We start from the raw sequence: 26,192 nt of genomic DNA on the forward strand, positions 1-26,192 counted from the left end.
ATCCTCAGAGTATTTTTACTTTTGAACCTATGAACGTAGCCTTCATCATCAATCCATTTTCAGCGAAAAAAAATTACCAGCCTTTTTTGGACGAGCTTTCAAAAAAGGTTGAAGATCTTCTTTTTCTGGTTTCAAAATCTCTGAAAGATACAGATGATTTCATTGATAAGAATTGGAATAATGTTGATGTTTTCGTCGCAGTTGGAGGTGATGGGACGATTTCTACGGTTGCAAAAAAACTCATTCATTCAGAAAAGATTTTAGCCGTTTTTCCAGCTGGTTCAGGAAATGGCTTTTCCAACGAAACCAATTTCAGCAAAAATATCTCCTTATTATTAGATAAAATTAAAAATGAGAAATTCCAAGAAATCGATACGTTTATGGTGAACGAACATTTTTCCATCAACGTTTCAGGAACTGGTTTTGACGGAAAAGTCGTGAAAGAATTTGAAAAGACCAATCGCGGTTTCAAAAATTACATCAAAGTTTCCATCGAGACTTTTTTCAATTACAAACCGATCACGATCAAGTTTTCCGATTCTAAATTTGAACCGTACAACGGAACTTATTTAATGGTAAATGTTGCAAACACGCGTCAGTTCGGAAACAACGCATACATTGCACCGATGGCGAGTAAAAGTGATGGTTTGGTAGATTTGGTTTTGGTCAAGAAGTTTCCTTTGACCTATTCTCCATTTTTCGCTTTCAGGATGTTCACAAAACGATTGAAGGACGACGATTACGTGACGTATCTTCCGGTTTCAGAAATAGATTTCGAAGTCAACACCAGAAACTGGCACATCGACGGCGAATTCAAAAAGATAAAATCCCCGATTTCTATCAAGGTTTTGCCCAAGAGTTTGCGGATTTTGGTTTGATAATTACAATTCTTTTTCAGCATTTCTCAAAAGTTTGATTAAATCCTTAAGCTCATCTTTGCTAAATTCATTTACGCTGTGGCTGTAATATTCTGTTGGAAATATGTAGTAATTGACCCAAGTTTTCAAACTTTCCTTGTAAACTGCGCCAATCTCAATATTGTTCATCAACGTAATTTTGTACTTCTTTTCGGAATCAACAGTTTTCTCATTTTCTTTTTGAGCTAGATTTTCTAAAGACTGAATTATTTTTGGAAGTTCCCTTTTCTCAACGGTCAAGGTCTTTTTGGAAATGCGGTCAAAAGTTTCGTATTCCATCATCATTCCCAAGGAAGTTTCGGTCGTATTATCTGACAAATCTTTCAGTGTGATTTTTTGCAAATTAAGAGTCTTAAATTTTGAAAGATTGACTATTTCCTTTTCCAGAAGAATATCTTTTTTTGAACTTACCGTTAATCCTCCAGAAGTTCGCAAAGGATTTTTAATGATTGGCGGAGATGTTACTTGCGCAATAGAATGTAATCCAAATGATATAAGTAATAGATAATAGACTGATGAGTTTTTTCACAAGATTGTTTTTAGATTTTTGCTAATTTAAAAATATTTTTCAAAAAGTTAAAATCTCCGATTCTTTCATAAAGTTTTACATTCATTTTAATTTTCAAAAAAAATCATTCAATTTCCCTATTTTTGTATCATTCATCAATAATCATTTATCAATTATAACCGGTGCAGAACAAACTCAAAATCATCAACGACCCCGTTCACGGCTTTATCAAAATTCCACACGAGATTCTGTTTGACGTCATAGAACATCCTTATTTTCAAAGACTAAGACGCATTTCCCAAACCGGTTTACTATCATTAATTTTTCCCGGCGCAAAACATACCAGATTTCACCACGCTCTTGGCGCGATGAATCTGATGTTCAAAGCATTGGAAACGTTGAAGCTCAAGGGAATCAAAATCTCAAAAAAAGAAGAGGAAGCGGCGATGTTGGCAATTTTGATGCACGATATTGGCCACGGTCCTTTTTCCCATGCCTTGGAAAACAGGTTGATGGACGATTGGCACCACGAGAAGATTTCTATTTTGTTAATGACCAGATTGAATGAAGAATTCGATGGAAAATTGGATTTAGCGATTGAAATGTTCCAGGGGAAATATAAACGAATGTTTTTCAATCAATTAATTTCCTCGCAGTTGGATGTTGACAGGATGGATTATTTGAAACGTGACAGTTTTTACACAGGCGTTTCCGAAGGCGACGTGAATGTGGAAAGAATTATCTCAATGATGAACGTCAGCAATGAAAAATTGGTCATTGATGCGAAGGGGATTTATTCAATCGAAAATTATCTGACTGCCAGAATGTTTATGTATTGGCAGGTCTATTACCACAAAACAGCGGCATTGGCGGAACACGTTTTGGTTCAGATTCTTAACAGAGCCAAATATTTGGTTTCTCAGAATTTGGAATTGGATGCACCATCAAATTTGAAATATTTTTTGATTAAAAATAAATTTGATGAAGCCACGGAAGAAGACATCAGAAGATTCACAATGTTGGATGATATGGATGTTTTCCAGGCGATAAAAGAATGGACAGAGAATCCTGATTTTATCTTATCCAAACTTTGCAAAGTGGTAATTTATAGAGATTTTCCGAAAAGTATCATTTCATCAAAACCATTTTCTGAAGAATTTATCCAAGAAAAAATTGATAAGACCAATCAATATTTTAATATTGATAATGCAGAAGAATTGGTTGGCCAGATTTCCAGAACGCTTCTGCCTTATGATACTGAAAAACAGCCGATTTACCTTATGAATAAGACAGGTGATACCTTCAAGTTGGAAGAGTCCGAAAATCAGATTTTGTTTGGTTGTATGGAAAATGCGACCACGAAATACATTGTTTATTTCCCGAGAGAGATTTTATAATTCATTATTTTTATGAAAGTCGAAATTAATTTAAAGTAAAATGAACTTTTGATTCGTCATAAAAAATTAATGGATAATTAATAAAATATTTATCTTTGCAAACTATGGAATTTACTGCGCAACAAATTGCAAATTTTATAAACGGGAAAATCATCGGAAATCCCGAAACGGTCATTACAGGCGTTTCTCCTATTGAGAATGGACAGAAGGGACATTTGTCTTTCATTGGACAATCCAGATTTATGGAGTTTCTGGCTGACACAGAATGCGCAGTTCTGATTGTTTCAGAAAGCTTATTAATTGAAGATAAAGAATATAAACCCGTGATTATTGCTGTGGAAGATGCCTATTTGTCCTTCCAGGTATTGATGAATCTCTATCAGGAAATGCAAGGCAGAAGAACTGGGATAGAACCTGGGTCATTCTTCCACGAGACCGCACAAGTAGGTGAAGATGTTTACGTCGGCGCATTCACTTATGTTTCAGAAAAAGCAAATATCGGAGACGGAACACAGATCTATCCTCACGTTTACATCGGAAAAGGTGTGAAGATTGGAAAGAATTGCAAAATTGACAGCGGTGCAAGAATATATGATTATTGTATTGTAGGTGATAATTGTGTGATCCATTCCAACACTGTAGTTGGTGGCGATGGATTTGGTTTCCAGCCGACGGCAGATGGTTTTAAGAAAATTCCACAGTTAGGAAATGTCATTATTGGTAATGATGTAGAAATAGGTTCCAATTGTAGTATAGACCGTGCAACTATTGGTTCTACAATGATAGGAAAAGGAACTAAGATTGATAATTTGATTCAGATTGCACACAATGTGATTATCGGTGAGAACAATGTAATTGCTTCACAAGCGGGGATTGCAGGCTCCACAGTTATTGGTGATTGGAATCAGATTGGCGGACAGGTAGGAATTGTTGGTCACATCAAAATTGGAAATCAGGTTAAGATTCAGGCGCAAAGTGGCGTGAACTCCTCTGCAAAAGATGGAGAAACACTTTACGGTTCGCCTGCGATCAACTATAGTGATTACAGAAGAAATTACGTACATTTCCGTAATTTTACAGACATAGTCAAGAGAATAAACGATTTAGAAAATAAAAAATCAGAGTAAAGGTATCAGGAGCCAAGACACAGTTCTTCCCGCCTCAAAACTATTACAATGAGTGATAAACAAAAAACAATCAGAGAAGAGATCAAACTTTCGGGTATCGGTCTTCACACAGGTAGAGAAGTTAATCTTACGATCAAACCGGCTAAGGAAAACACCGGGTTCGTATTTGTAAGAACAGATCTAGAAGGTCATCCTCAGGTAGAGGCTGACGTCAATTATGTAACCACTACAGAAAGAGGAACTACTCTGGAAAAGTTAGGCGTCAAGATCCACACTTGCGAGCACCTTTTAGCTGCTCTGGTAGGAATGGATGTTGATAATGTTTTTCTGGAAATGAATAGTGCAGAACCTCCAATTTTGGATGGCTCTTCCAAATATTTTGTGGAGGCCATAGAAAATGTTGGTGTTACAGAACAGGAATTGGCAAGAGAATATCTTGTCGTGAAGGAAGTGATGAATTACATCGACCCTTCTACAGGTTCGGAGATCACAGTGATCCCTGCGGACGATTACGAGATTACAACGATGGTAGATTTTGGGACCAAAGTTCTGGGAACTCAAAATGCCAGTATGAAAAATCTTTCCGAGTTTAAGGATGAAATTGCACCTGCCAGAACATTCAGTTTCTTGCATGAGTTGGAGCAACTTTTGGATGCCAATTTGATAAAAGGAGGCGATATCAGCAATGCTATCGTTTATGTTGATAAAGAATTAACGCCGGAAACTACAGAAAAACTTAAATTAGCTTTCGGAAAAGACGAGGTTTCTATCCGTCCAAACGGGATATTAGATAATCTTACACTTAATTTTCCAAATGAGGCCGCTCGTCACAAATTATTGGATGTGATCGGTGATTTGGCATTGGTTGGTGTTAGGATCAAAGGTAGAGTGATCGCTAATAAACCTGGACATTTCGTAAACACACAGTTCGCAAAAAAACTTAATAGACAATACAAATTGCAAAAAAGAAAAAACGTTCCTGATTTTGATCTGAAGGCAGAACCTGTTTTTGATATCAATGGTATCATGAAGTTGTTACCACACAGACCACCGTTTCTTTTGGTAGATAAGATCTTACAATTGTCAGAAACCCATGTGGTTGGACTGAAGAATGTTTCTATGAACGAACCATTTTTCGTAGGTCACTTCCCGAAAGAACCAGTCATGCCAGGTGTTTTGCAGATCGAGGCTATGGCTCAGGTTGGTGGGATCTTGGTCTTGGCAAATGTTCCAGATCCGGAAAATTATTCCACTTACTTTGTGAAGATGGATAATGTGAAATTCAAGAAAAAAGTCGTTCCTGGCGATCAGCTGATATTCAAAATTGAATTGATAGAGCCGATCAGAAGAGGAATTGTGCATATGCAGGGTTACGGTTATGTTGGCGACAGTGTAGTTGTAGAAGCTGAACTGATGGCCCAAGTTGCAAAAACTAAAAATTAATCTATGATTCATCAGCTTACAGCAGTAGATCCTCGCGCAAAGATTGGGAAAAACGTCACGATAGAACCTTTTACAACCATTGGTGCCAATGTAACCGTAGGTTCAGACACTTGGATTGGTCCAAACGTTACCATTATGGAGAACGTGAAGATTGGTAAAAATTGTAAGATTTTCCCGGGAACAGTAATTGGTGCCGTTCCGCAAGATCTCAAATTTGATGGCGAAGACACGCAGGTAATCATTGGAGACGGAACTACGCTTAGAGAATGCGTAACGATCAATAGAGGGACAAAAGCTTTAGGATATACCAAAGTTGGAAACAACTGTTTGATCATGGCAACTTCACACATCGCGCACGATTGCATCGTTGGTGATAATGTGATCATTGCAAATGGTTGCGGGATTGCAGGTCACGTAGAGATTGGAGATTTTGTTGTCATGGGTGGGCTTTCTGCCGTTCAGCAATTTGGAAAGATCGGAAAACACGTGATGATCTCAGGTGGTTCTTTGATCAGAAAAGATATTCCACCTTACGTCAAAGTAGCAAGAGAGCCTATTTCTTATGCAGGGATCAACTCGGTTGGTCTTAGAAGAAGAGGTTTTACCAATGACAAGATCTTCGAGATCCAAAAGATCTATAGAGCCGTTTTCCAAATGAAGATGAACACCACTCAGGCCATCGAATTCATTGAGAAAGAAATGCTTCCAACAATGGAGAGAGATGAGATCATCACATTCATTCAGAATTCTCCTAGAGGTATTGTAAAAGGATACGGATCAAACAAAGAGTAATTGAGAAAAATATTTTCAATATTTGCTTTTCTTCTGTTTTCTTTTAATTTTGCTTTTGGGCAAATTAAAGACTTGAATAATACAGTAGAGTTCAAAAATGAAATTGCAAATTTGAAACCTGTTTTTTTACTTCAAAATTTAAATTCGAACAGTAATTTTTCAAAACAAACCAATTTATTTATCAATCAAAGTCTTCATCAGATTTACGAGAGAAACAACGGTTTCAAGGAAAAAATAGATTTTAAATCTGTTGAAAATACCATTCAAACACCATTTGGAAAGATGAAATATAAAGAAACCAAACGTGATAGAGTGGTTGATGTTTTAAATATAATTTTTAATAAATAGACAACATATATAACTAATGGCAACAAGCAACGATATAAGAAAAGGACTTTGCATAGAATACAGCAATGATATTTTCAAAGTAATCGAATTTCTACACGTAAAACCAGGCAAAGGTCCTGCTTTCGTAAGAACAAAATTAAAATCTGTAACCAATGGAAAAGTGTTGGACAATACATTCTCCGCAGGTCACAAGATCGACGAGGTAAAGGTGATCACAAGAAAATTCCAATATCTATATGATGATGAGAATGGATTCCACTTTATGAACAACGAGGATTTTTCTCAGCTTTATCTTAACAAAGAAATGATTGAGAACTCCAACTTGATGAAAGCGGGAGAAGAAGTTACAATCATCTTGAAAGAAGCGGACGAAACGCCACTATCTGCTGAGCTTCCACAATCCGTTTACCTGGAAGTGATCGAAGCTGATCCAGGTGTGAAAGGAAACACAGCGACCAACGCACTCAAAAATGCGATCGTAGAAACTGGCGCTAGAGTAATGGTTCCATTGTTCATCGAGCCAGGCGACAAGATCAAGATCAGTACAGAAGACGGTTCTTACCTTGAAAGAGTAAAATAAAACAAAATACAGGATGGAAGTCTGAAGTTGATCTTCACACTTCCATTTTTTATTTTAAACCAAATAATTATTAGGGCAGCTTTATCCGCCTTCCGTTCCCGCTTTTTTCTTTTCCCAGGCTTTGTCCAAGTCAAAAAAGAAAAAGAGCTCCACTCAAGTCGGGCTGCAAGCGATCTACAGAGATGGAACTATCTCTATCATTTCGGATCGCGATCTAAAATCAAATGTCTAAATTCTAATATCAAACTATGACATTCAACCAGCCACAACAACTCAAGACCATTGCAGATATCATCGATGCAAAATATATCGGCGCAGAAGATTTCCCAGTTCTCGGGACCAATGAAATTCACATGGTGAAAGCCGGAGAAATTGTTTTTGTAAATCATCCAAAATATTACGACAAAGCACTCAATTCTGCTGCGACGATCATCTTAATTGATAAAGAAGTAGAGTGCCCAGTCGGAAAAGCACTTTTGGTCTCCGATGATCCATTCAGGGATTTTAACAAGATCAATACACACTTCACAAGGATCTCAAACTTCAAAGAAGAACTTCACGACCTGGAAGTTGGAGATGGAACTTTCATTCATCCTTCAGTCGTCATTGGAAATGATGTGAAAATAGGGAAGAACTGCCACATTTTTCCAAATGTTGTGATAGGAGACAGAACCATCATCGGTGATAATGTCATTATCCAAGCCAACACAGTTTTAGGCGGTGACGCTTTTTATTACAGAAAACTCAACAGAAATTTCGACAGACTGATTTCGGTCGGAAATGTCATCATCGAAAATAATGTAGAGATCGGAAACGGTTGTACGATCGATAGAGGCGTGACGGATCCGACGATCATTGGAGAAGGCAGTATTTTGGACAATCAGATCCAGATTGGTCACGACACGATCATTGGTAAAAGATGTCTGATTGCTTCTCAAACGGGAATTGCAGGCTGCTGTATCATCGAGGATGAAGTAACGATCTGGGGACAAGTAGGAATGGCTTCTGGCGTACGTGTGGAAAGCGGCACAGTTCTACTTGCAAAAAGTGGTGTCAACAGAAATCTTAAAAAAGGAACCTACTTCGGACCCATTGCAGAAGAGTTCAGGGATTATCTTAGAAAAGAAGTCAAAATCAAAAATCTGAAGTAAATCATATTTTATTAATCTAAAAAATTATTGATTACAAGAAATTTTTGGATTATTATCGTTATTTTTGCGAGTAACAAAGTTTTATAAAATCAATAAATTACAATAAAAAATGTCAGTATTAGTAAACAAAGATTCTAAAGTTATCGTACAAGGATTTACAGGTAACGAAGGTACTTTCCACGCAGGTCAAATGATCGATTACGGAACCAACGTTGTTGGTGGTGTAACTCCAGGAAAAGGAGGTTCTGAGCACCTTGGTAAGCCAGTTTTCAATTCTGTGGCAGAAGCTGTAGAGAAAGCAGGAGCTAATGTGAGTATTATTTTCGTTCCGCCTGCATTTGCTGCAGATGCTGTAATGGAAGCTGCTGAGGCAGGTATCAAAGTTATTGTATGTATCACAGAAGGGATTCCTGTTGCTGATATGGTAAAGGTTAAGGATTATATCCAAGACAGAGACGTTCGTTTGATCGGTCCAAACTGTCCCGGTATCATCACTTCAGACGAAGCTAAAATCGGAATTATGCCTGGTTTTGTTTTCAAAAAAGGAAAAGTGGGGATCGTTTCAAAATCTGGAACTTTAACTTACGAAGCTGCTGATCAAGTTGTGAAAGCTGGTTTCGGCGTTTCTACAGCTATCGGAATTGGTGGAGATCCAATCATTGGAACGACTACAAAAGAAGCTTTGGAATTGTTCATCAACGATCCAGAAACTGAAGCGGTTGTAATGATCGGTGAGATCGGTGGATCTTTGGAAGCAGAAGCTGCAAGATGGTACAAAGCGAGTGGTTCTACAAAACCAGTTGTAGGTTTCATCGCAGGACAAACTGCTCCGAAAGGAAGAACAATGGGTCACGCAGGTGCAATCGTAGGAGGAGATGATGATACTGCACAGGCGAAAATGGCTATCATGGCAGAAAACGGAATTCACGTTGTAGATTCTCCAGCAGAGATAGGAGTAACTGTAGCGAAAGTTCTAGCATAATTGTAATTGGCTACGATCTTTTATTAAATATATTTTGAGAAGCTCAGACTGGGCTTCTCATTTTTTTTATTTAAATTTGAACAAGAAAAATATTTTAAAACACATTTATGAAAAAAATACTTTTTGCATCTCTAATTTTAGCTTCGTTTTTATCACAAGCACAGGTGGATTTCAGGTCAACAGAATTTGGTATTGTTGCTGGAGGAACCTATTCCAGAGTTAGAAATGCCCACAATCCTTCCGGACCGAGATTTTCTGTCTTAGGTGGAGTTACAGCGCAAGTACCAATTGGTACAGGAGAGCAGTTTTATATTCAGGCAGAGGCTTTGTACTTTGGAGCTGGTGAAACAGGGAAATCTAAAGATGCGAAAGGAAGTCCGTCTTATGATGGTGTTTATGCCAATAACTATTTGAGTGTTCCTTTCAATTTTAAAGCGTACTTTTCTGAAGCAGAATCAGAATTTTACGGTTTGATCGGACCGAGATTTAATTTCTTGATCAGTCAAAAAGTTAAAAATGTGCCTGTAGGAAGAGAATATTATGATCCAGATGTTATAAACCCGGAATATCCGAATATCAATGGAAAGGCCAATTCTTTTAATTTTGGAATCGGGGCAGGTATTGGATACAGTTATAAAAGACAGTTGGAAATTGCATTCAAATATGACATCGGTCTATCAAATGCTTATCCCAATCTTGTAGAAGCTTGGACGATGGATCCTGATACCCAAAAGAAAAAATCAGAACAGGTTTTAAGTTTAGGACTAACTTACTTCTTCAAATAAAAAAAACAAAGGCTGTGAAATTTCACAGCCTTTTGTTTTATATAAGTTAGATGTTATTTGTTTTTGATGATCTCTCTTATTTTTCCTTCGATCTCTTCAGAAAGCTCAGGATTGTCTTTCAAGACGTCTTTCACAGCATCACGGCCTTGTCCAAGTTTTGTATCTTCATAACTGAACCAAGATCCACTTTTTTTCACCACTGCCAAGTCTACCGCCGTGTCCAGGATTTCTCCGGATTTAGAAATACCTTCACCGTACATGATATCGAATTCTGCCATTTTGAAAGGTGGTGCTACTTTGTTTTTCACAATTTTTACTTTCACGCGGCTTCCAACAGCTTCGTCGCCATTTTTGATTGGTGCACTTGCTTTTCTGATATCAATTCTCACAGAAGCGTAGAACTTCAATGCATTACCTCCAGTCGTCGTTTCAGGATTTCCGAACATTACTCCAATCTTTTCACGCAGCTGGTTGATGAAAATCACTGTACATTTTGTTCTTGAGATAGAACCTGTTAGTTTTCTTAGAGCCTGTGACATCAATCTTGCATGAAGACCCATTTTGGAATCTCCCATTTCACCTTCGATCTCCGCTTTAGGCGTCAAAGCCGCAACAGAATCTATTACAACGATGTCAATTGCGCCTGATCTGATCAGGTTATCAGCAATTTCCAAAGCTTGCTCACCATTGTCCGGTTGAGAAATGATCAGGTTTTCCAGATCCACACCCAATTTTGCAGCGTAGCTTCTGTCGAATGCATGCTCAGCATCTATAAAGGCAGCAATTCCTCCAGTTTTTTGTGCTTCTGCAATAGCATGCAAGGTCAATGTTGTTTTACCGGAAGATTCTGGCCCGTAGATTTCGATCACTCGTCCTCTTGGATACCCACCAACTCCCAAAGCAAGGTCAATCCCTAATGAACCGGAAGGAATTACTTCTATCGTGTGGTCCACAGAATCTTCGCCCAAGGTCATCACGGTTCCTTTTCCGTAGGTTTTATCTAGTTTTTCCAGCACCAGTTGCAGTGCTTTTTTCTTATCGTCGGTACTACTCATTATTTCAAAAAATTATTCTCAAAAATAATCATTTTAATTATGAATGCCTAATTTTTTTTGTTCCTTATAATATCCATTTTTAATGGAAACTTTAAAGTTGTATTAATAAAAAATTTGGCTTATTATCTAAAATATCAGTTAAATTTGCTGATATTTTTTATGAATGATGCAAGCTTTATCAATTATATTTTTATTTGCATTAATTTTTATTCACGCGCAGCCTGGTAGTGCTGATGCATCTTTCAACCCATCGGATGTAGGCTTCGGAATAGACGAGGGTGCCAACGATTATGTGAAAGATATTATACTTCAGCCAGACGGTAAGTTTCTGATAGGTGGGGATTTTACGACCTATAATTCAAGTTCGGCGAAGTCATTGGCAAGGATCAATAAAGACGGAAGTTTTGATAATACCTTTCTAATTGGTTCTGGAGCGAACGACTATGTGTCATCTTTTGTTGCCCAACCAGATGGAAAGATCCTTGTCTGTGGTAGTTTCACAATTTTCAATGGAGTTACGAAGAACAGAATTGTAAGGCTAAATCCAAATGGGACCACAGATGCCACTTTTGTAATTGGAACTGGCGCAGATGGTGTTGTGGAATGTGTTGCGGTACAGGATGATGGGAAGATCATCATTGGTGGTCAATTTACAAAATTTAATGGAGTAACAAGACGATATATCGCTCGACTAAATGCTAACGGAAGTCTTGATACAACATTTGATTCGAGTGCTGGTTTTAATTCTCATGTCTATTCGGTCGTTGTTCAAGGAGATGGAAAGATCATTGCTGGTGGAAATTTCATCTCTTACAATTCTGTTTCTCAGAATTATATTGTGAGACTTAATTCTGATGCGAGCATCGACGATTCTTTTGTGACTTCTGGTTTCAATAATAGTGCTTATATCATTCAGCTTTCAAACGATGGAAAAATATTTGTGGGTGGAAAATTCACGAAATACAATAATGTAACCAAAAACGGGATTGTAAAATTGAATGAAGATGGAAGTCTTGATGAAACCTTTACCACCGGATCTGGTGCAAACAATGTTGTAAGAAACATCCTGAACCTGGAAGATGGAACATTGTTGTTGGGTGGAGATTTTACAGCATATGCCGGAACATTGAGAAACTATATTGTGAGGGTCAATGCGAATGGAACAATCGATTCAAGCTTCAATCCTGGTAAGGGATTTGGTTCTAGTGTCACTAGTTTCCAGCAGCAGCCTGATGGTAAATTGTTGATAGGCGGAAGTTATACGTTGTTTAATAATAAAGTCAGACATTATCTCGTCATGCTTGATGAAGATGGGACACTCGATGGTAACTTCAATCCTGGAAATGCGGCTGATGGACAGATAAGAGATGTTGCAGTACAGGCGGATCAGAAAATGGTCATTGTAGGAAACTTTAATAGTTTTAATGATATTTTGAATAACAGAATTGCAAGAATTGACCAAGATGGTAATGTTGATACCACTTTACAAACAGGAACCGGTGCAGACCAATTGATCAGAACTGTTGCGTCACAAAGTGATCATAAGATCATCATCGGTGGTAATTTCACAACCTTCAATACAGCTCAAAAATCTTATTTGGCAAGGCTCAATTCTTCAGGCTCACTGGACAGTGATTTTAATATTGGCTATGGACCGACGGACGTTGTGAGAGATATTCTCATCCAGCCAGATGGAAAGATTTTAATTTGTGGAGATTTTACAGTTTTCAATACCAAAACTTTCAATCGTATCATCAGATTGAATATGGATGGAACAATAGATACAAGTTTCCAGCCGTTGAGCGGCGCAAATAATTCAATCTATTCCATGAAATTGCAAAATGACAACAAGATTGTAATCTCGGGCAATTTTACCACTTATGATGGAATTGCTAGAAATAGATTGGCCAGAATCAATTCCGATGGAACTCTGGATAGTTCTTTCTCAGTGGGAACTGGGGCAAACGGCATTGTAAACAATATGCTCATTCAAAACGATGGTAAAATTGTCATTGGAGGTAATTTCACAACATTGAATGGCGTGACTTCTACAAGAATAGCAAGAGTCAATGCTGATGGAAGTAGAGATGCAAGCTTTGTATCGACTGTTGGTACAAATGCGGTTGTCGAAAGCATCGTTTTACAGGAAAATGGTAAAATATTAATTGGTGGAAGCTTTACCAAATACAATAACATTACACGAAATTACATTGCAAGACTCAACGCAGATGGAACTTTAGACGAATCATTTAGTAGAACTTTAACCGGTGCTAACAAGCCAATTTACAAATTGATATCTCAAGACGAAAAATATATTGCGGTCGGAGATTTTACAGTGTATAATGGGATTGGTAGAAATAGAATTACAAGAATAATCGGAGGTGAGGATATCCATCTTGATACGAATAGTATTGATGTAAGAAAAGTTAAGATCTATCCAAATCCAACATCCGAAAAGTTGTTTATCTCAAGTGATTTGAACTTGATTAAATTTGAGATTTATGATTTATCCGGGAAAAGATTACTTGCGAAAGAATTTAAAAAAGATAATAATACAATCGATGTAAGTTATCTTAAAAAAGGAATTTACATTCTGGAACTGACCGATGATAAAGGAAAAATTCACAGTCACAAATTCATTATTGAATAACACTGATGCCAAAAATAAATAAATAAAAAAACCTCTGAAATCTCAGAGGTTTTAATTTTATCAAAAAGCTTCAGACTACAAAGAAGCTGAATGTACAAGCATATCTGCCAATTTGTTAGAATAGCCCCATTCGTTATCGTACCAAGATACCAATTTCACGAAAGTTGGGTTCAACATGATTCCAGCCTCTTTATCAAAGATAGAAGTTCTAGAATCGCTTACGAAATCCTGAGAAACTACAGCATCTTCTGTGTATCCTAGGATACCTTTTAGGTCACCTTCAGATGCAGTTTTGATAGCTGCACAGATCTCTTCGTAAGAAGTTGGTTTGTCCAATTTTACAGTTAGATCCACTACAGAAACGTCAGCAGTTGGAACTCTGAAAGACATTCCAGTCAATTTCCCGTTAAGAGAAGGGATCACTTTTCCTACCGCTTTTGCAGCACCTGTAGAAGAAGGGATAATGTTGTTCAATGCCGATCTACCACCTCTCCAGTCTTTTGCAGATGGTCCATCTACAGTTTTCTGAGTTGCAGTTGTAGCGTGTACAGTTGTCATAAGACCTTCTGCGATACCAAAGTTATCGTGGATCACTTTTGCAAGAGGTGCAAGACAGTTTGTAGTACAAGATGCGTTTGAGAAGATAGCGATGTCGCTAGTCAATTCTTTGTGGTTTACACCCATTACAAACATTGGTGTGTCATCTTTTGGTGGTGCAGAAAGGATCACTTTCTTAGCTCCAGCGTTGATATGAGCTTGTGCAGTTTCTTTAGATAAGAATAAACCTGTAGATTCTACGATATATTCTGCACCTACTTCATTCCATTTTAGGTTGTTAGGATCTTTCTCAGCAGTTACACGGATTGTTTTTCCGTTTACCACTAGGTTGTTACCTTGAACTGATACTTCTCCTTTGAACGTTCCGTGAACTGAATCGTACTTTAGCATGTAAGCCATGTATTCTGCATCGATAAGGTCATTGATACCTACAACTTCGATGTTTTCTCTTTCAGTCATTGCTCTGAATACCAAACGTCCGATTCTCCCGAATCCGTTGATTCCTACTTTAATTGTTGACATATTATTTAAAATATTAAGGTTTTTTTGTTATTATAAATTTACGAAAAAATAAGGAATTACATAGCCAAAATCTCAGCTATTTTCAATAGGTCCTTATCTATTTCGTTATGTTTTTTGATGGCTTCTTCTATTGGTGTGTAGACGATTTTATTCGATTGCATTCCGACCATTACTTTGTTCTGTCCTTCCATTAGGCCAATCACAGCACCATAACCTAGGTGGCTTGCAAGCACTCTGTCTGCGCAGCTAGGGGATCCACCTCTTTGGATGTGTCCCAAGATGGTAACACGGATGTCATAATTAGGAAATTCGCCTTTGGTCGCTTTTGCAAGATCATAAATGTTTCCAAGTTCTTCTCCTTCCGCTACAACCACGATGCTGGATGATTTACCTACTTTTTCAGCTGTTCTGAAAGTGTTGAAGAGGTCTTCCAAGCTGTCTTTTCTTTCCGGAATTAAAATATCGAGAGCACCAGTTGCAATACCGCTGTTCAAAGCAATAAAACCAGCATCACGCCCCATTACTTCTACAAAGAAAACTCTGTTGTGGGAAGTTGCTGTATCACGGATCTTGTCGATAGAATCCATCGCTGTATTAAGGGCAGTGTCATAACCGATTGTTTTGTCTGTGCCAAAGATATCGTTGTCAATGGTTCCGGGAACGCCTATTACTTTGATTCCATACTCTTCATTGAAAACCTTTGCACCTGTGAAACTTCCGTCTCCACCGATACATACCAATGCATCTACGCCTAATTTAACACACTGGTCGTAAGCTTTTTTTCTGCCTTCCGGCGTCATGAATTCTTTTGATCTGGCAGACTTCAGAATAGTTCCGCCTTGATTGATAATATTTTTGACAGAACGAGGTCCCATCTTTATGATATCACCTGCAATAAGACCATTGTAGCCTTCTCGGATACCGTAACAGTCTATATTGTAGTGATTTGCTGTTCGTACAACAGCTCTAAGTGCAGCATTCATCCCGGGAGCATCGCCTCCGGAAGTCAGAACTGCAATAGATTTTATGTTGTTTTCTGACATATTTTCAATTTTTTTCAGAGCAAATTTACGAAATAGGAATCACATTAAAGAACGGCTTTTAATATTATGTCATAAATTGTATCATATGGTAAGGTTATATTGTCCGAAATGCTGATAATCATACTTTCTCCGCAATCTTTCATTAAAATATGACAAATATTAGAATTAAATTTCTTCAAGACTTTGTATGTTTTATTATATTTACGAACAATACAAAAATAAAATTTTAAACATTAAATAATCAAATATGAAAGTTACCGTAGTTGGCGCAGGCGCAGTAGGAGCTAGTTGTGCAGAATACATCGCAATGAAAGATTTTGCAGCAGAAGTTGTTTTGGTGGACATCAAAGAAGGTTTCGCAGAAGGAAAAGCAATGGACCTGATGCAAACGGCTTCTCTTAACGGTTTTGATACCAAAATTACCGGAACAACTGGAGATTATTCCAAGACAGCAGGTTCCAAAGTAGCAGTGATCACTTCTGGAATCCCAAGAAAACCGGGAATGACGAGAGAGGAATTGATCGGAATCAACGCTGGAATCGTAAAAGAAGTGACTCAAAACTTGGTAAAACATTCGCCGGACGTTATCATCATTGTGGTTTCTAACCCGATGGATACAATGGCTTATTTGGTTCACAAAACATCTGGACTTCCAAAAGAAAGAATCATCGGAATGGGTGGTGCTTTGGATTCTGCAAGATTCAAGTACAGATTGGCAGAAGCATTGGAGTCTCCAATCTCTGACGTTGATGGAATGGTGATCGCAGCGCATTCTGACACAGGAATGTTGCCACTTTTCAGCAAAGCTACAAGAAATGGTGTTCCAGTTTCAGAATTCTTGAGCGATGAGCAAAAAGCTAACGTGATCGAAGAAACTAAAATTGGAGGTGCAACCTTGACAAAATTATTGGGAACTTCAGCTTGGTATGCACCAGGCGCGGCAGTTTCTGTGATGGTTCAATCCATCCTTTGCGACCAAAAGAAAATGATTCCTTGTTCATTGATGCTTGACGGAGAATATGGCGAAAGCGACATCTGTCTTGGTGTTCCGGCAATCATTGGAAAAGATGGTGTTGAGAAAATCGTAAACATCACATTGACAGAAGAAGAAAAAGCGAAGTTTGCTGAGGCTGCAAAAGCTGTAAGAGACGTGAACGGAGATCTGAAGTTTTAAGCTTTAGAGTTTGATATAAAAATAACCCGTCCCGAAATTTTTCGGGACGGGTTATTTTTGGTTTTATATAAAAAATTATCCAAGCTTTATTAAAAGTAATTTTTCGATTTTTTTGCAGTTATCTAAATTATTTCTATCTATGCCGTTAACTTCAAATTCATTAAATCTTAAAGTTGGATTTAATCCGTTTATTTGTGGAAATAAATCTCTAAAACAGTCTAAATAAGCTCTTTGAGCAGTTCTCCCTCCAACAAAACTAAAATCTTTCGTTTGTTTTGATTGCCTGTACTTGTCTGCTCTTAGTGTGTTTATCTCGCAAAATGTTATCCACTGTTCACGACTGAAATTCAATTTTAAATTTTGTGGATAAAATTCAAATGTTTGTCTTCTAAATGAAGAAAAATGTTGGAATTCATCAAATTCAAATAGAAAATTGAGGTTTCCACCAAAGTAAGCATCAGATTGTAGTTTACTGATTTTTTTGCTGTCACTACCTAATGTGTCACCTTTTAACTTTTCAAATATATTTTCAATAATTGGAAAATAAATTGAAAAATCTTTTTGTAGATGTTTATTTACAAACCAATCAAATTTAATATTAGTTTCAGCCTTTTGATTTAGAACTGTTTGTATTAATTCTGTAATCAATTTTTGTTTGTCTCCAGTAGCCATAATTTATTCAATTGCATCTAAGGTTCTTGTTATTGCTTTACCACAAGTATTCTGTGAAATTAAACCTTCTTGAGCTGAAGCAATTATTTTTATCTCTGAAGTTGAGTCTCCTATTTTTTTTATATTTATAGTAACATCAGCTTTATTCATATTTAAAACTCCACTGCCAATTGAGCCTGTTAATCGTCCAAATTTTTCTTGAAAACTTTGAATTTTCCCAACAGTTGAATATGCGTTTTTTATTGTTGCAAAAGTTTCTTCAAAGTTCATTTCTACTATTAGAGTTTCTTCTTGCTGAGTTGTTCTTGTTAAAGCCATAAAATTTTTATTCAAATATAAAACTATTCGATATGAAAACTTTACGGAAAACCGTAAACCAAACTTTTAATCTAAAACCTCCCCCCAACCAACTCCGCATTCACCATCGCGCCAGCAAGATTTCCTGTATAAACCGCATTGGCAACAGAACGCATCGGACTAGAATTGTCACCGCAAGCCAAAAGTCCTGTAACATTCGTTTTCTGAAATTGGTCGATTTTGATGTGACCCATTTCCGTCATTTCACAACCTAAGGATTCAGCGATGTCGGAATGTTGTTTGAATGGAAATGCACCATAAACAGCTTCGAAGTTCAAAACTTTGCCATCGGATAAAATCAAGCTTTCGACCATTCCGTTTTGATGTCTTAATTCTTCGATTTCGGTTTCTATGATTTCGATATTATTTTGTTTTAGTTTTTCGAATTGTTCATCTGTGAAATTAGCTTTTCCTCTTGTGAAAATCGTTAGATCTTCTGTCAAATTATTTACCAAAGAAGCAATGTGAAAACCACGGTCGCCATTGGCAATAATTCCCGTTTTCTTATTTTGAAATTCATAACCGTGGCAATACGGACAATGGATCAATGAAATTCCCCAGCATTCTTTGAAGCCTTTAATATTCGGAATTTCATCTATAATTCCTGTTGCGAAAATCAGTTTTTTGGATTCAAAATTGTCGCCGTTTTCGGTAGTGATTTCGAAGCCATTTTCTGTTTTAATTCCTGATGTTGCAAAACCTTCATAGAACTCAATTGTAGAATATTTTTCGACTTGTTCTTTGGCGATGGTTGAAATTTCTTTCGGCGTTTTTCCGTCCTGTGTCAGGAAATTATGAGAATGCGGAGTTTGTTCGTTACAAGGTTTTCCACTGTCTATGACCAAAACTTTTCTTAATGACCTTCCCAATGACATCGCTGCAGAAAGTCCTGCGTAACTGCCTCCAAGTATAATCACATCGTATTGATTTTCCATTTTTATAATTAATTTTCTTGTTTAATTCTTGCCAAAGTTAAGATTAATTTCTATTATTGCAACATAATCGCATTAGTAAAAATGAGAAGAAGAAACACACCTGCAAAAGAAGCCGTTCTCAATCTACTGACAAACACTGGAAAGGCGATGAGCCAAGATGCCATCGAAGGAAAAATCAAAATGGAAATCGATAGAGCTACGATTTATCGTGTCTTGAATCGGTTTTGTGAAGACGGAATTCTCCATAGGATTGTAGCGGAAGATGGGAAACAATATTTCGCCGTTTGCATCAAATGTGAGGAGAAAAAATTAGCGGACAACCATTTTCATTTCAGATGCACAGTTTGCCAGACGATTGAATGTCTGCCTGTTCCGGTTCAGTTTTCTTTGCCAGCAAATTATAAAGTGGAAAGTGTGAATTGTGTTTTGACCGGCGTTTGCAAGGATTGTGCTTAAAAATTTAATCTAAGGAATTTGCAGCCTCGAAATCCTTGATCTGCTTTTTCGTAGCTAAAGAACGCCAGCAGATTTCCAGAACTTCTGTTACCAATTTCCTGTCGTGCCAATCCTTCCACATACAGACGTAAGGATAATTTTTGAAATGCTCAGGCAAATGAAAAATCTGTGGATAGGTTTCCATATAAAAATCTCTTGATTCGAAACCAATTCTGATTGGGATGAATTCGCCATTGTCGTGAATCCGGCACATCAGTTTTCTACGAACTTTGACAGATGGCGTTCCTTCGTGAGAAACACTTTCCTCGGTGTCAGGAAATGAAAGCGCAATATTTTTCACGAAATCAAAATCGGAATAATTAAATTCGATTGGCTTTTTCATTAATGAAAATTAAATTTTCAAAAAACCTCGAAAACCTCTTGCTGCGTAATAAGAATCTGCGCCATTGTGGTAAAGGAAAACGGTGTTGTAACGCTTGTCACAGAAAACCGCACCTCCTAAATTTCGAATTTCATCAGGCGTTTTCACCCAGCTCGACGTTTTCAAATCAAAGTTTCCGAAAGTCTGTAATTCTCTGTATTGTTCTTCGTCCAAAATCTCGATTCCGATTTCATTGGCCAAATCCATTGCACTATTGGCAGGTTTATTTTCCTTTCTGGAATCCAATGCTTTTCTGTCATAGCAAAGGCTTCGTCTGCCTTTTGGACTTTCCGCGGAACAATCAATGAATAAATATTCGTCTGTTTTTTTATCATAAAAAATAACATCTGGTTCGCCTTCAGTTCTTTCCATTTCGTGCAGTGACCAGAGTTTTTCGGGATTGGATTCCAGTTTTTTCTGAACATTTTCCCATTTGATATTCTCATGACGATTTGGATTTTTCTCAAAACGAATTTTCAAAGTTTTGATTAATTCTTCTTGTAGTTGCGATGATAATTTATTTTTCATAGTGGTAAGTTTTAATCGTTCATTCCTTTGCCGTCCAGAATATTCGGGATGGATTTTTCGATTCTGGATTCTCTGGTTTTGGATTGTTTCGGCGCAGAAAAATATATCAGATATGCACGTTGTCTTCCCGGTGTCAAAGCTTCGAAAGCAGAATTGAGTTTTGGATTTTCTTTAAGTTTAATTTGAAATTCTTCCGGAATTGGCGTTGCTTCTTTTTTGATTTCAACCTTCTCACCAGATTTTTCGATTTCAATGGCATCGAAAATGTAATCTTTGATGATTTCTTTTTTATCAAGAATATCCTGAACATTTTCAAAACTCATTTGTCTTCCGGTTTGTGTGTTTTCTCCCATTTTTATGAGGAGTTGCTTTGGATCTTTCATAATTCCACCTTTGAAAAACAAAAGCGCAAAATAGTCTTTGAAACCTTGAATGAGAACAACGTTTTTTCCGTCGAAAGAATAACACGGTTTTCCCCATTTGAAATCCTCAGCCAGCTTACAATTCAGGATAATGGCTCGCAGCGCATTCATCTCATCTTTCCAAAGCTTTGAGTTTCTGCATGGTCATCAACTTTCGGATTCATTATGATCTATGTTTTTTCAAATTTAATAAAAATTCGATTCGGATGTAACATTTAGAATGATTCGGTTGTCTAATACAAAAACTAGTTAATGAAATTACTCATATCCTCATTGGGATTATTGGCGGGAACCTTAGTTTTCGCACAATCTACAAGCGACACCATCAAGTCCAAAGAAATTGAATCTGTAACCTTGATAGCCAGAAAACCAACCGTCGAAAGCAAAGCGGACAGAACGGTTTTCAATGTGGCAAACAGTTCTATCCTTGCAGGAAATACAACTTGGGATATTGTGCGAATGACACCTTTGGTAAGCATCGATAACAATGATAATGTAAAAGCGGAGGGCGAATCTGTGACGGTTTACATCAATGACAGAAAATCGGTTTTCACGGGAAAAGAACTGAAGGAATATCTTAAAACAATTCCGGCAGATAACTTAATGAAGATCGAGGTCATCACCAGTCCGTCTTCAAGATACGAAGCGACCGGGGCAGTTATTAATATCGTTCTGAAAAAAAGAGATGATGAAGGAATGAAAGGCAGTATTTCCCTTACCAACACTCAGAATACGAAAAATAACCAGTATGGAAGTTTGAATCTCAATTATCATAAAAAGAACTTCACGCAGACATTTACAGGAAGTTACAGTGATAATGTTTTTATTAGTGAAAGTTCCAGCAAGAATACTTTTTACGCAGATAATTCAATAAGCACGATTGATTCTAAAAGTGCTTACGCTGGTAAAAATCCTTCGTTGTCATCAACCTCAGAACTTGAACTGAACGACAAAAATAATATTGGCCTCGTTGTGGAATATTTCCGAGGAAATCGTACTTCAGAATCCAATTCTTTTGAAAATAATTATCTAAATGATGTTTTGTTGAATTCTTTTTCTCAAGATAATCTGGGTCGTACAAATAGTAATACTTTGGGAACCAATTTGTTCTATAAATATTATGATAAGGAGAAAAATAAGATCTTGGATGTCAATCTCGGGATTAATTATGATTCGGAAAAAGGCACGACAGATTTTACGAGAAATAACGCAACAAACACAATTAGCGAACTTCGACATTTTGAAAATTACAATCAAAACCGAAACTATTTTGTGAAAGTAGATTACACATCGCCCTTGGGAAAAGGTGGAAGTTTTGAAGTCGGTGGAAAGGCAAACTTCAACAATAATGTGATTCCAAATGATTATCGTGTGATCTCTAATAATAGTCTGTTGGAAAACGTCAATCAATTTCAGTACACGGAAAATCTAAATTCTCTTTACGCCAATTTTAGCAAAACATTTTTTGAAAAACTGGAAACCCGAATTGGACTTCGTTACGAACTGATCGACTACAAAATTCATCAGAACGGAAATGAAACAAGGAGAGAATCTTATGGAACTTTGTTACCAAATTTGTTGGTGAAATATGCCTTCACAACGAATTATGATTTGAGTTTAACTTATAATCACAATCTTTGGAGACCTTGGTATTCTGAGTTTAATGATTTTGAAATGCCTGGTAATAATGGATTTTTTTACAGAGGAAATGTCAATCTTTTACCAAATCCAAGTGACAGAATTGGATTGAAATTTGGGATTCATAAAAAATATTTCCTATCTGCGAGATACACTTTTACGGATCAGGATTACTGGACCAGCTATAGTCAGGAAACTCAAAATGGACTTGTAAAAACCATCTCATTTCCAGACAACTTCAAAGGAAAAGTGGAAAAATTTTATCTTTCTGCAAACACCAATCAGAATTTTATCAAAAATAAACTGAATGTGAATCTAAGTTTAGGTTGGTCTTACACAGATAACAGTGACTTCAATACCAGAAATAAGTTGGAGGGCGCAAATAATTACCTCAATTTCTTCTCGGGATCTACCAATTTGTCTTACACCAATTTGTTTAATAAAAACATCAACATTAGTGCGTGGATGAGTATTGATAACCAGAATTATGGAAACTCGGTCGCAAATCAATACAATTTCTTCCATAATATTTCAGTGACCAAGATTTTCCCGGTTTCTCAGATCGAGACAAGTTTGCAATTGATGAATATTTTCAAAAGACCAACGATGGACACCACAACTTTTAGTCAGATCGGGACTTTCCAAAACTATAACAAATGGGATTGGTACGGATTCTCGCTCACATTTGTCAAGCGTTTCGGAAATCAAAAAGTAAAAGAGAACACCAAAACCGATGTCGAGAAAAACTCGGGAGGAAGCAAATAAAAAATAGCGATTGGCAATAGCTTTTGTCGGTTAGCTTTTTTAAATTTATATAATTAATGAGAACGGGCGAATTAGCTCGTTCTTTTTTTTGATTTTATTTAGAATCAAGATCTTTGATGAGTTTTACGTCTTTGCGAACCTTAAAAATAGTTTGAATAAACTCAAAAAAATCTTTGCGAACTTTGCGTTTAATTTTCGCGATCTAAAAAACTTTAATACAAATTTCACATCCCAAAACTTTTGAAAGCCGTAAATTTGGGCTTAATAAAAAGTAAAATTCAATGTTCAGAAAAATTCAGATTTTCGTTTTAGCTTTTGCTACATTCGGAAATGTAAATGCTCAGAAAACAAAAATCAATTCAGGAGAAAGACCAAAACTAGTTGTAGGATTGGTTGTTGACCAGATGCGTTGGGATTATCTCTACCGCTTCGAAAAAAAGTTTGGGAAAGGCGGTTTCAAAAGGCTTTTGGGCGAAGGTTATTCTCTTAATAATGTTCATATTCCGTACATCCCGACGGTTACGGCGATTGGTCACACTTCCATTTATACAGGTTCGGTTCCTTCCATTCACGGTATTGCGGGGAACGACTGGACAGATAAAGAAACCGGAAAAAATGTCTATTGTACAACAGATGACAGCGTAAATCCGGTTGGTTCAGACAACAAAAAAATCGGAAGTCACTCTCCGAAAAACCTTTGGTCAACAACAATGACAGACCAATTGCGAATTGCAAGCAACTTCAAATCAAAAGTGGTTGGTGTTTCTTTGAAAGACAGAGCTTCTATTTTACCTGCTGGTCACAATCCAACTGGCGCTTTTTGGTTTGATGATTCATCTGGGAACTTCATCACGAGTTCTTATTATATGAATGAACTTCCGAAATGGGTAACAGATTTCAATGGTCAGAAAGTGCCTGAAAAATTGTTGGCGAACGGCTGGGAAACATCTTTGCCAATTGCTGAATATACAGAAAGTACAGTCGATAATGTGGAATGGGAATATCCGGTTGGGACTGCGAAAGACCCCGTTTTTCCATACAAAAATCTATTGACGGATTACGCAACGAAAAAAGGTGTCATCAGAACCACGCCTTTCGGAAATACGTTGACTTTAAAGTTTGCTGAGGCGGCTTTGGATAATTATACTTTAGGAAAAGGAACTGAGACAGATTTCCTTGCAATCAACCTGGCTTCGACGGATTATGTTGGACATTCTTACGGCCCAAATTCCATCGAGGTGGAAGATACTTACATCAGATTGGACAAAGATTTGGCAACGTTTTTCAAAATGTTGGATGAGAAAGTTGGGAAGAACAATTATCTGGTTTTCTTGTCAGCTGACCACGGCGGTGCCAATGCAGAAGGTTTTTTGAGAGCCAACAAAATCCTAGGTGGTTTCTACGATGACGGAATGGAAAAAAATCTAGGCGCAGAATTAGAAAATAAATATGCGAGTTCAAAAGTTATCTTGGGAATCGACAATTATCAAATTTACTTAAATCAAAGTTTGATTAAAGAAAAAAACCTGGACGAAGATGATATCAAAAGCACGATCATCAACAATTTGAACAAAGACCCAAGAGTTTTGTACGCCGTTGATTTGAAGAAAATAGGTTCGTTAGCAATTCCGGAGCCGATAAAAACCAGAGCTATCAACGGTTATAACTGGCAGAGAAGTGGCGATATCCAAATCGTTTCCCACGACGGTATGCTTCCAACCTACGCCAAAAAAGGAACGACGCACAGTGTTTGGAATTCCTACGATTCTCACATTCCATTGATTTTTATGGGTTGGGGAATCAAGCACGGCGAGAGCAATAAAGATTATAATATGACCGATATTGCGCCAACCGTTTCCGCCTTACTTCACATCGAATTCCCAAGTGGAAACATCGGAAGTCCAATTACAGAAGTGATTGGGAGGTAATTTTCTTTAAATTTTTATCGCAAAGGCGCATTTATTTTTAAAAAATACTATTTTAAGTCGCAAATGTTTTCTAGTCGGAAAGTTTGCGACTTTTTTGTGCTTTTATCAATAAATTCTTGCGACTTTGCGATAAAACTAATCCGTATTTTTGTAGAATGAATTTGAAAGAAAAAGACATCTTCGATTTGCTCAATGAAAAAGCAGAATTCTACAATTCACCGGATTTTATAACTGATGACCCAATCCAGATTCCGCATCGCTTTTCTTTGAAGCAGGATATTGAGATTGCTGGTTTTTTATCCGCAAGTATCGCTTGGGGAAATCGAAAATCTATCATCAATGACGCGAATAAAATGATGGAACTGATGGGAAATTCACCTTACGATTTTGTAATGAATTTCACAGAGTCTGATCTGGATAAAATTCCACAGAAGGCGATTCACAGAACTTTCAACCACGAAGATTTTATTTTCTTTCTAAGGAATTTCCGACGTATTTATTCTCAGTTTGAAAGTCTCGAAGATGCTTTTCTTATCAATGAAGATGAAACCAATTTCTATCATTCGATTGAACGATTCCGAAATCAATTCATTTCCCAAAAACACCGTGGACAGAAACACGTGAGTTCGCCTTACAAAAATTCGGCTTCCAAAAGGTTGATAATGTTTTTGCGCTGGATGGTTCGGAAAGATAAAAAAGGCGTTGATTTTGGCATCTGGGGAAATATTGACCCAAAGTTTTTATCTGTTCCTTTGGATGTTCATACGGCAAATATTTCCAGAAAATTAGGTATCTTGACCCGAAAACAAAACGATTGGAAAGCTGTAGAAGAATTGGATTTGATTCTTCGAAAATATAATTCAGCTGACCCGGCAATCTATGATTTTGCTTTGTTTGGGTTGGGCGTTTCCAAAGAGTTTGAATAGGGATTAACGACAAAGACACAAAGTTTTTTCACGAAGTACACAAATAATTTTTTCTGTTGTTGACATTAAGAATTATGCAATAGTGAACTTAGTGAAGTCTTTGTGTCTTTGT

26 protein-coding genes are annotated in these 26,192 nt (G+C 37.1%); 16 read left to right on the forward strand and 10 right to left on the reverse strand.

The window, feature by feature from the left end; all coding sequences use genetic code 11:
- The first annotated feature begins 29 nt into the window (after window positions 1-29).
- The gene (locus tag AXA65_RS07815; protein WP_063969562.1) at window positions 30-878 is read left to right on the forward strand and encodes a diacylglycerol/lipid kinase family protein; all 849 of its coding nucleotides are present in this window, start codon (window positions 30-32) and stop codon (window positions 876-878) included.
- A gap of 3 nt (window positions 879-881) precedes the next feature.
- On the opposite strand, the gene AXA65_RS07820 is transcribed toward AXA65_RS07815, so the two are convergent.
- Window positions 882-1,259: a hypothetical protein gene (locus AXA65_RS07820; RefSeq protein WP_131797790.1), complete on the reverse strand. Its 378-nt coding sequence runs from the start codon at window positions 1,257-1,259 to the stop codon at window positions 882-884.
- 348 nt (window positions 1,260-1,607) lie between these two features.
- Between AXA65_RS07820 and AXA65_RS07825 the strand changes: the two genes are divergently transcribed.
- From AXA65_RS07825 to AXA65_RS07865, 9 genes are all read left to right on the forward strand, one after another.
- Window positions 1,608-2,822, forward strand: coding sequence for an HD domain-containing protein (locus AXA65_RS07825; RefSeq protein WP_063969564.1), 1,215 nt, complete (start codon window positions 1,608-1,610; stop codon window positions 2,820-2,822).
- 104 nt (window positions 2,823-2,926) lie between these two features.
- Window positions 2,927-3,949: a UDP-3-O-(3-hydroxymyristoyl)glucosamine N-acyltransferase gene (gene lpxD / locus AXA65_RS07830; protein WP_063969565.1), complete on the forward strand. Its 1,023-nt coding sequence runs from the start codon at window positions 2,927-2,929 to the stop codon at window positions 3,947-3,949.
- Between the two features lie 48 nt (window positions 3,950-3,997).
- Window positions 3,998-5,392, forward strand: a complete 1,395-nt coding sequence (locus tag AXA65_RS07835) for a bifunctional UDP-3-O-[3-hydroxymyristoyl] N-acetylglucosamine deacetylase/3-hydroxyacyl-ACP dehydratase (RefSeq protein ID WP_063969566.1) — start codon at window positions 3,998-4,000, stop codon at window positions 5,390-5,392.
- A 3-nt stretch (window positions 5,393-5,395) separates the two neighbouring features.
- The gene (gene lpxA / locus AXA65_RS07840; protein ID WP_063969567.1) at window positions 5,396-6,184 is read left to right on the forward strand and encodes an acyl-ACP--UDP-N-acetylglucosamine O-acyltransferase; all 789 of its coding nucleotides are present in this window, start codon (window positions 5,396-5,398) and stop codon (window positions 6,182-6,184) included.
- A complete protein-coding gene (locus AXA65_RS07845) occupies window positions 6,185-6,532 on the forward strand; it encodes a hypothetical protein (protein ID WP_063969568.1) in 348 nt (115 codons plus the stop codon).
- Between the two features lie 16 nt (window positions 6,533-6,548).
- A complete protein-coding gene (efp, locus tag AXA65_RS07850) occupies window positions 6,549-7,112 on the forward strand; it encodes an elongation factor P (RefSeq protein WP_063969569.1) in 564 nt (187 codons plus the stop codon).
- Window positions 7,113-7,360: 248 nt separating this feature from the next.
- Window positions 7,361-8,263: an LpxD N-terminal domain-containing protein gene (locus tag AXA65_RS07855; RefSeq protein ID WP_063969570.1), complete on the forward strand. Its 903-nt coding sequence runs from the start codon at window positions 7,361-7,363 to the stop codon at window positions 8,261-8,263.
- A 109-nt stretch (window positions 8,264-8,372) separates the two neighbouring features.
- On the forward strand, window positions 8,373-9,245 hold the full coding sequence (gene sucD / locus AXA65_RS07860) for a succinate--CoA ligase subunit alpha (protein ID WP_034964951.1): 873 nt from the start codon (window positions 8,373-8,375) through the stop codon (window positions 9,243-9,245).
- Window positions 9,246-9,352: 107 nt separating this feature from the next.
- Window positions 9,353-10,030, forward strand: coding sequence for a porin family protein (locus AXA65_RS07865; protein ID WP_063969571.1), 678 nt, complete (start codon window positions 9,353-9,355; stop codon window positions 10,028-10,030).
- Window positions 10,031-10,083: 53 nt separating this feature from the next.
- Here the strand turns inward: AXA65_RS07865 and recA are convergent, their stop codons facing one another.
- Window positions 10,084-11,085, reverse strand: a complete 1,002-nt coding sequence (gene recA, locus AXA65_RS07870; protein ID WP_063969572.1) for a recombinase RecA — start codon at window positions 11,083-11,085, stop codon at window positions 10,084-10,086.
- A 163-nt stretch (window positions 11,086-11,248) separates the two neighbouring features.
- Between recA and AXA65_RS07875 the strand changes: the two genes are divergently transcribed.
- Window positions 11,249-13,735, forward strand: a complete 2,487-nt coding sequence (locus tag AXA65_RS07875) for a T9SS type A sorting domain-containing protein (protein WP_086048120.1) — start codon at window positions 11,249-11,251, stop codon at window positions 13,733-13,735.
- Between the two features lie 75 nt (window positions 13,736-13,810).
- Here AXA65_RS07875 and gap read toward each other — a convergent pair whose 3' ends face one another.
- Window positions 13,811-14,815: a type I glyceraldehyde-3-phosphate dehydrogenase gene (gap, locus tag AXA65_RS07880; protein WP_034964956.1), complete on the reverse strand. Its 1,005-nt coding sequence runs from the start codon at window positions 14,813-14,815 to the stop codon at window positions 13,811-13,813.
- A 56-nt stretch (window positions 14,816-14,871) separates the two neighbouring features.
- On the reverse strand, window positions 14,872-15,858 hold the full coding sequence (gene pfkA, locus AXA65_RS07885; RefSeq protein WP_063969574.1) for a 6-phosphofructokinase: 987 nt from the start codon (window positions 15,856-15,858) through the stop codon (window positions 14,872-14,874).
- A gap of 247 nt (window positions 15,859-16,105) precedes the next feature.
- On the opposite strand from pfkA, the gene AXA65_RS07890 reads away from it, so the two are divergent.
- Window positions 16,106-17,032: a malate dehydrogenase gene (locus AXA65_RS07890; protein ID WP_063969575.1), complete on the forward strand. Its 927-nt coding sequence runs from the start codon at window positions 16,106-16,108 to the stop codon at window positions 17,030-17,032.
- A gap of 75 nt (window positions 17,033-17,107) precedes the next feature.
- On the opposite strand, the gene AXA65_RS07895 is transcribed toward AXA65_RS07890, so the two are convergent.
- The 3 genes from AXA65_RS07895 to AXA65_RS07905 form a co-directional block, all read right to left on the reverse strand.
- Window positions 17,108-17,704 (reverse strand): hypothetical protein, encoded by a 597-nt coding sequence (locus AXA65_RS07895; protein WP_063969576.1) that lies wholly within the window; start codon window positions 17,702-17,704, stop codon window positions 17,108-17,110.
- Between the two features lie 3 nt (window positions 17,705-17,707).
- Window positions 17,708-18,022 carry a hypothetical protein gene (locus AXA65_RS07900; protein ID WP_063969577.1) on the reverse strand — a complete coding sequence of 105 codons (315 nt, stop codon included), beginning with the start codon at window positions 18,020-18,022 and terminating at the stop codon, window positions 17,708-17,710.
- A 71-nt stretch (window positions 18,023-18,093) separates the two neighbouring features.
- On the reverse strand, window positions 18,094-18,996 hold the full coding sequence (locus AXA65_RS07905) for an NAD(P)/FAD-dependent oxidoreductase (RefSeq protein WP_185114317.1): 903 nt from the start codon (window positions 18,994-18,996) through the stop codon (window positions 18,094-18,096).
- Between the two features lie 81 nt (window positions 18,997-19,077).
- Here AXA65_RS07905 and AXA65_RS07910 point away from each other — a divergent pair, with 81 nt between their 5' ends.
- The gene (locus AXA65_RS07910) at window positions 19,078-19,452 is read left to right on the forward strand and encodes a Fur family transcriptional regulator (protein WP_063969579.1); all 375 of its coding nucleotides are present in this window, start codon (window positions 19,078-19,080) and stop codon (window positions 19,450-19,452) included.
- Between the two features lie 4 nt (window positions 19,453-19,456).
- On the opposite strand, the gene AXA65_RS07915 is transcribed toward AXA65_RS07910, so the two are convergent.
- Genes AXA65_RS07915 through AXA65_RS07925 form a run of 3 tightly spaced genes read right to left on the reverse strand, consistent with a single transcriptional unit; the run spans window position 19,457 to window position 20,934 of the window.
- The gene (locus AXA65_RS07915; protein WP_063969580.1) at window positions 19,457-19,834 is read right to left on the reverse strand and encodes a hypothetical protein; all 378 of its coding nucleotides are present in this window, start codon (window positions 19,832-19,834) and stop codon (window positions 19,457-19,459) included.
- A 9-nt stretch (window positions 19,835-19,843) separates the two neighbouring features.
- Window positions 19,844-20,401, reverse strand: coding sequence for a DUF4256 domain-containing protein (locus tag AXA65_RS07920; RefSeq protein ID WP_063969581.1), 558 nt, complete (start codon window positions 20,399-20,401; stop codon window positions 19,844-19,846).
- An 11-nt stretch (window positions 20,402-20,412) separates the two neighbouring features.
- Window positions 20,413-20,934, reverse strand: coding sequence for a YdeI/OmpD-associated family protein (locus AXA65_RS07925; protein ID WP_086048121.1), 522 nt, complete (start codon window positions 20,932-20,934; stop codon window positions 20,413-20,415).
- Between the two features lie 141 nt (window positions 20,935-21,075).
- Here AXA65_RS07925 and AXA65_RS07930 point away from each other — a divergent pair, with 141 nt between their 5' ends.
- The 3 genes from AXA65_RS07930 to AXA65_RS07940 all read left to right on the forward strand — a co-directional run bounded on the left by AXA65_RS07930 (window position 21,076) and on the right by AXA65_RS07940 (window position 26,080).
- Window positions 21,076-23,226 (forward strand): outer membrane beta-barrel protein, encoded by a 2,151-nt coding sequence (locus tag AXA65_RS07930; RefSeq protein ID WP_063969582.1) that lies wholly within the window; start codon window positions 21,076-21,078, stop codon window positions 23,224-23,226.
- Window positions 23,227-23,507: 281 nt separating this feature from the next.
- Window positions 23,508-25,154 carry an alkaline phosphatase PafA gene (gene pafA, locus AXA65_RS07935; RefSeq protein ID WP_063969583.1) on the forward strand — a complete coding sequence of 549 codons (1,647 nt, stop codon included), beginning with the start codon at window positions 23,508-23,510 and terminating at the stop codon, window positions 25,152-25,154.
- A gap of 155 nt (window positions 25,155-25,309) precedes the next feature.
- Window positions 25,310-26,080, forward strand: coding sequence for a TIGR02757 family protein (locus tag AXA65_RS07940; protein ID WP_063969584.1), 771 nt, complete (start codon window positions 25,310-25,312; stop codon window positions 26,078-26,080).
- Window positions 26,081-26,192 lie beyond the last annotated feature (112 nt).

It is taken from the genome of Chryseobacterium sp. FP211-J200 (assembly GCF_001643375.1).
Classification (GTDB): domain Bacteria; phylum Bacteroidota; class Bacteroidia; order Flavobacteriales; family Weeksellaceae; genus Epilithonimonas; species Epilithonimonas ginsengisoli.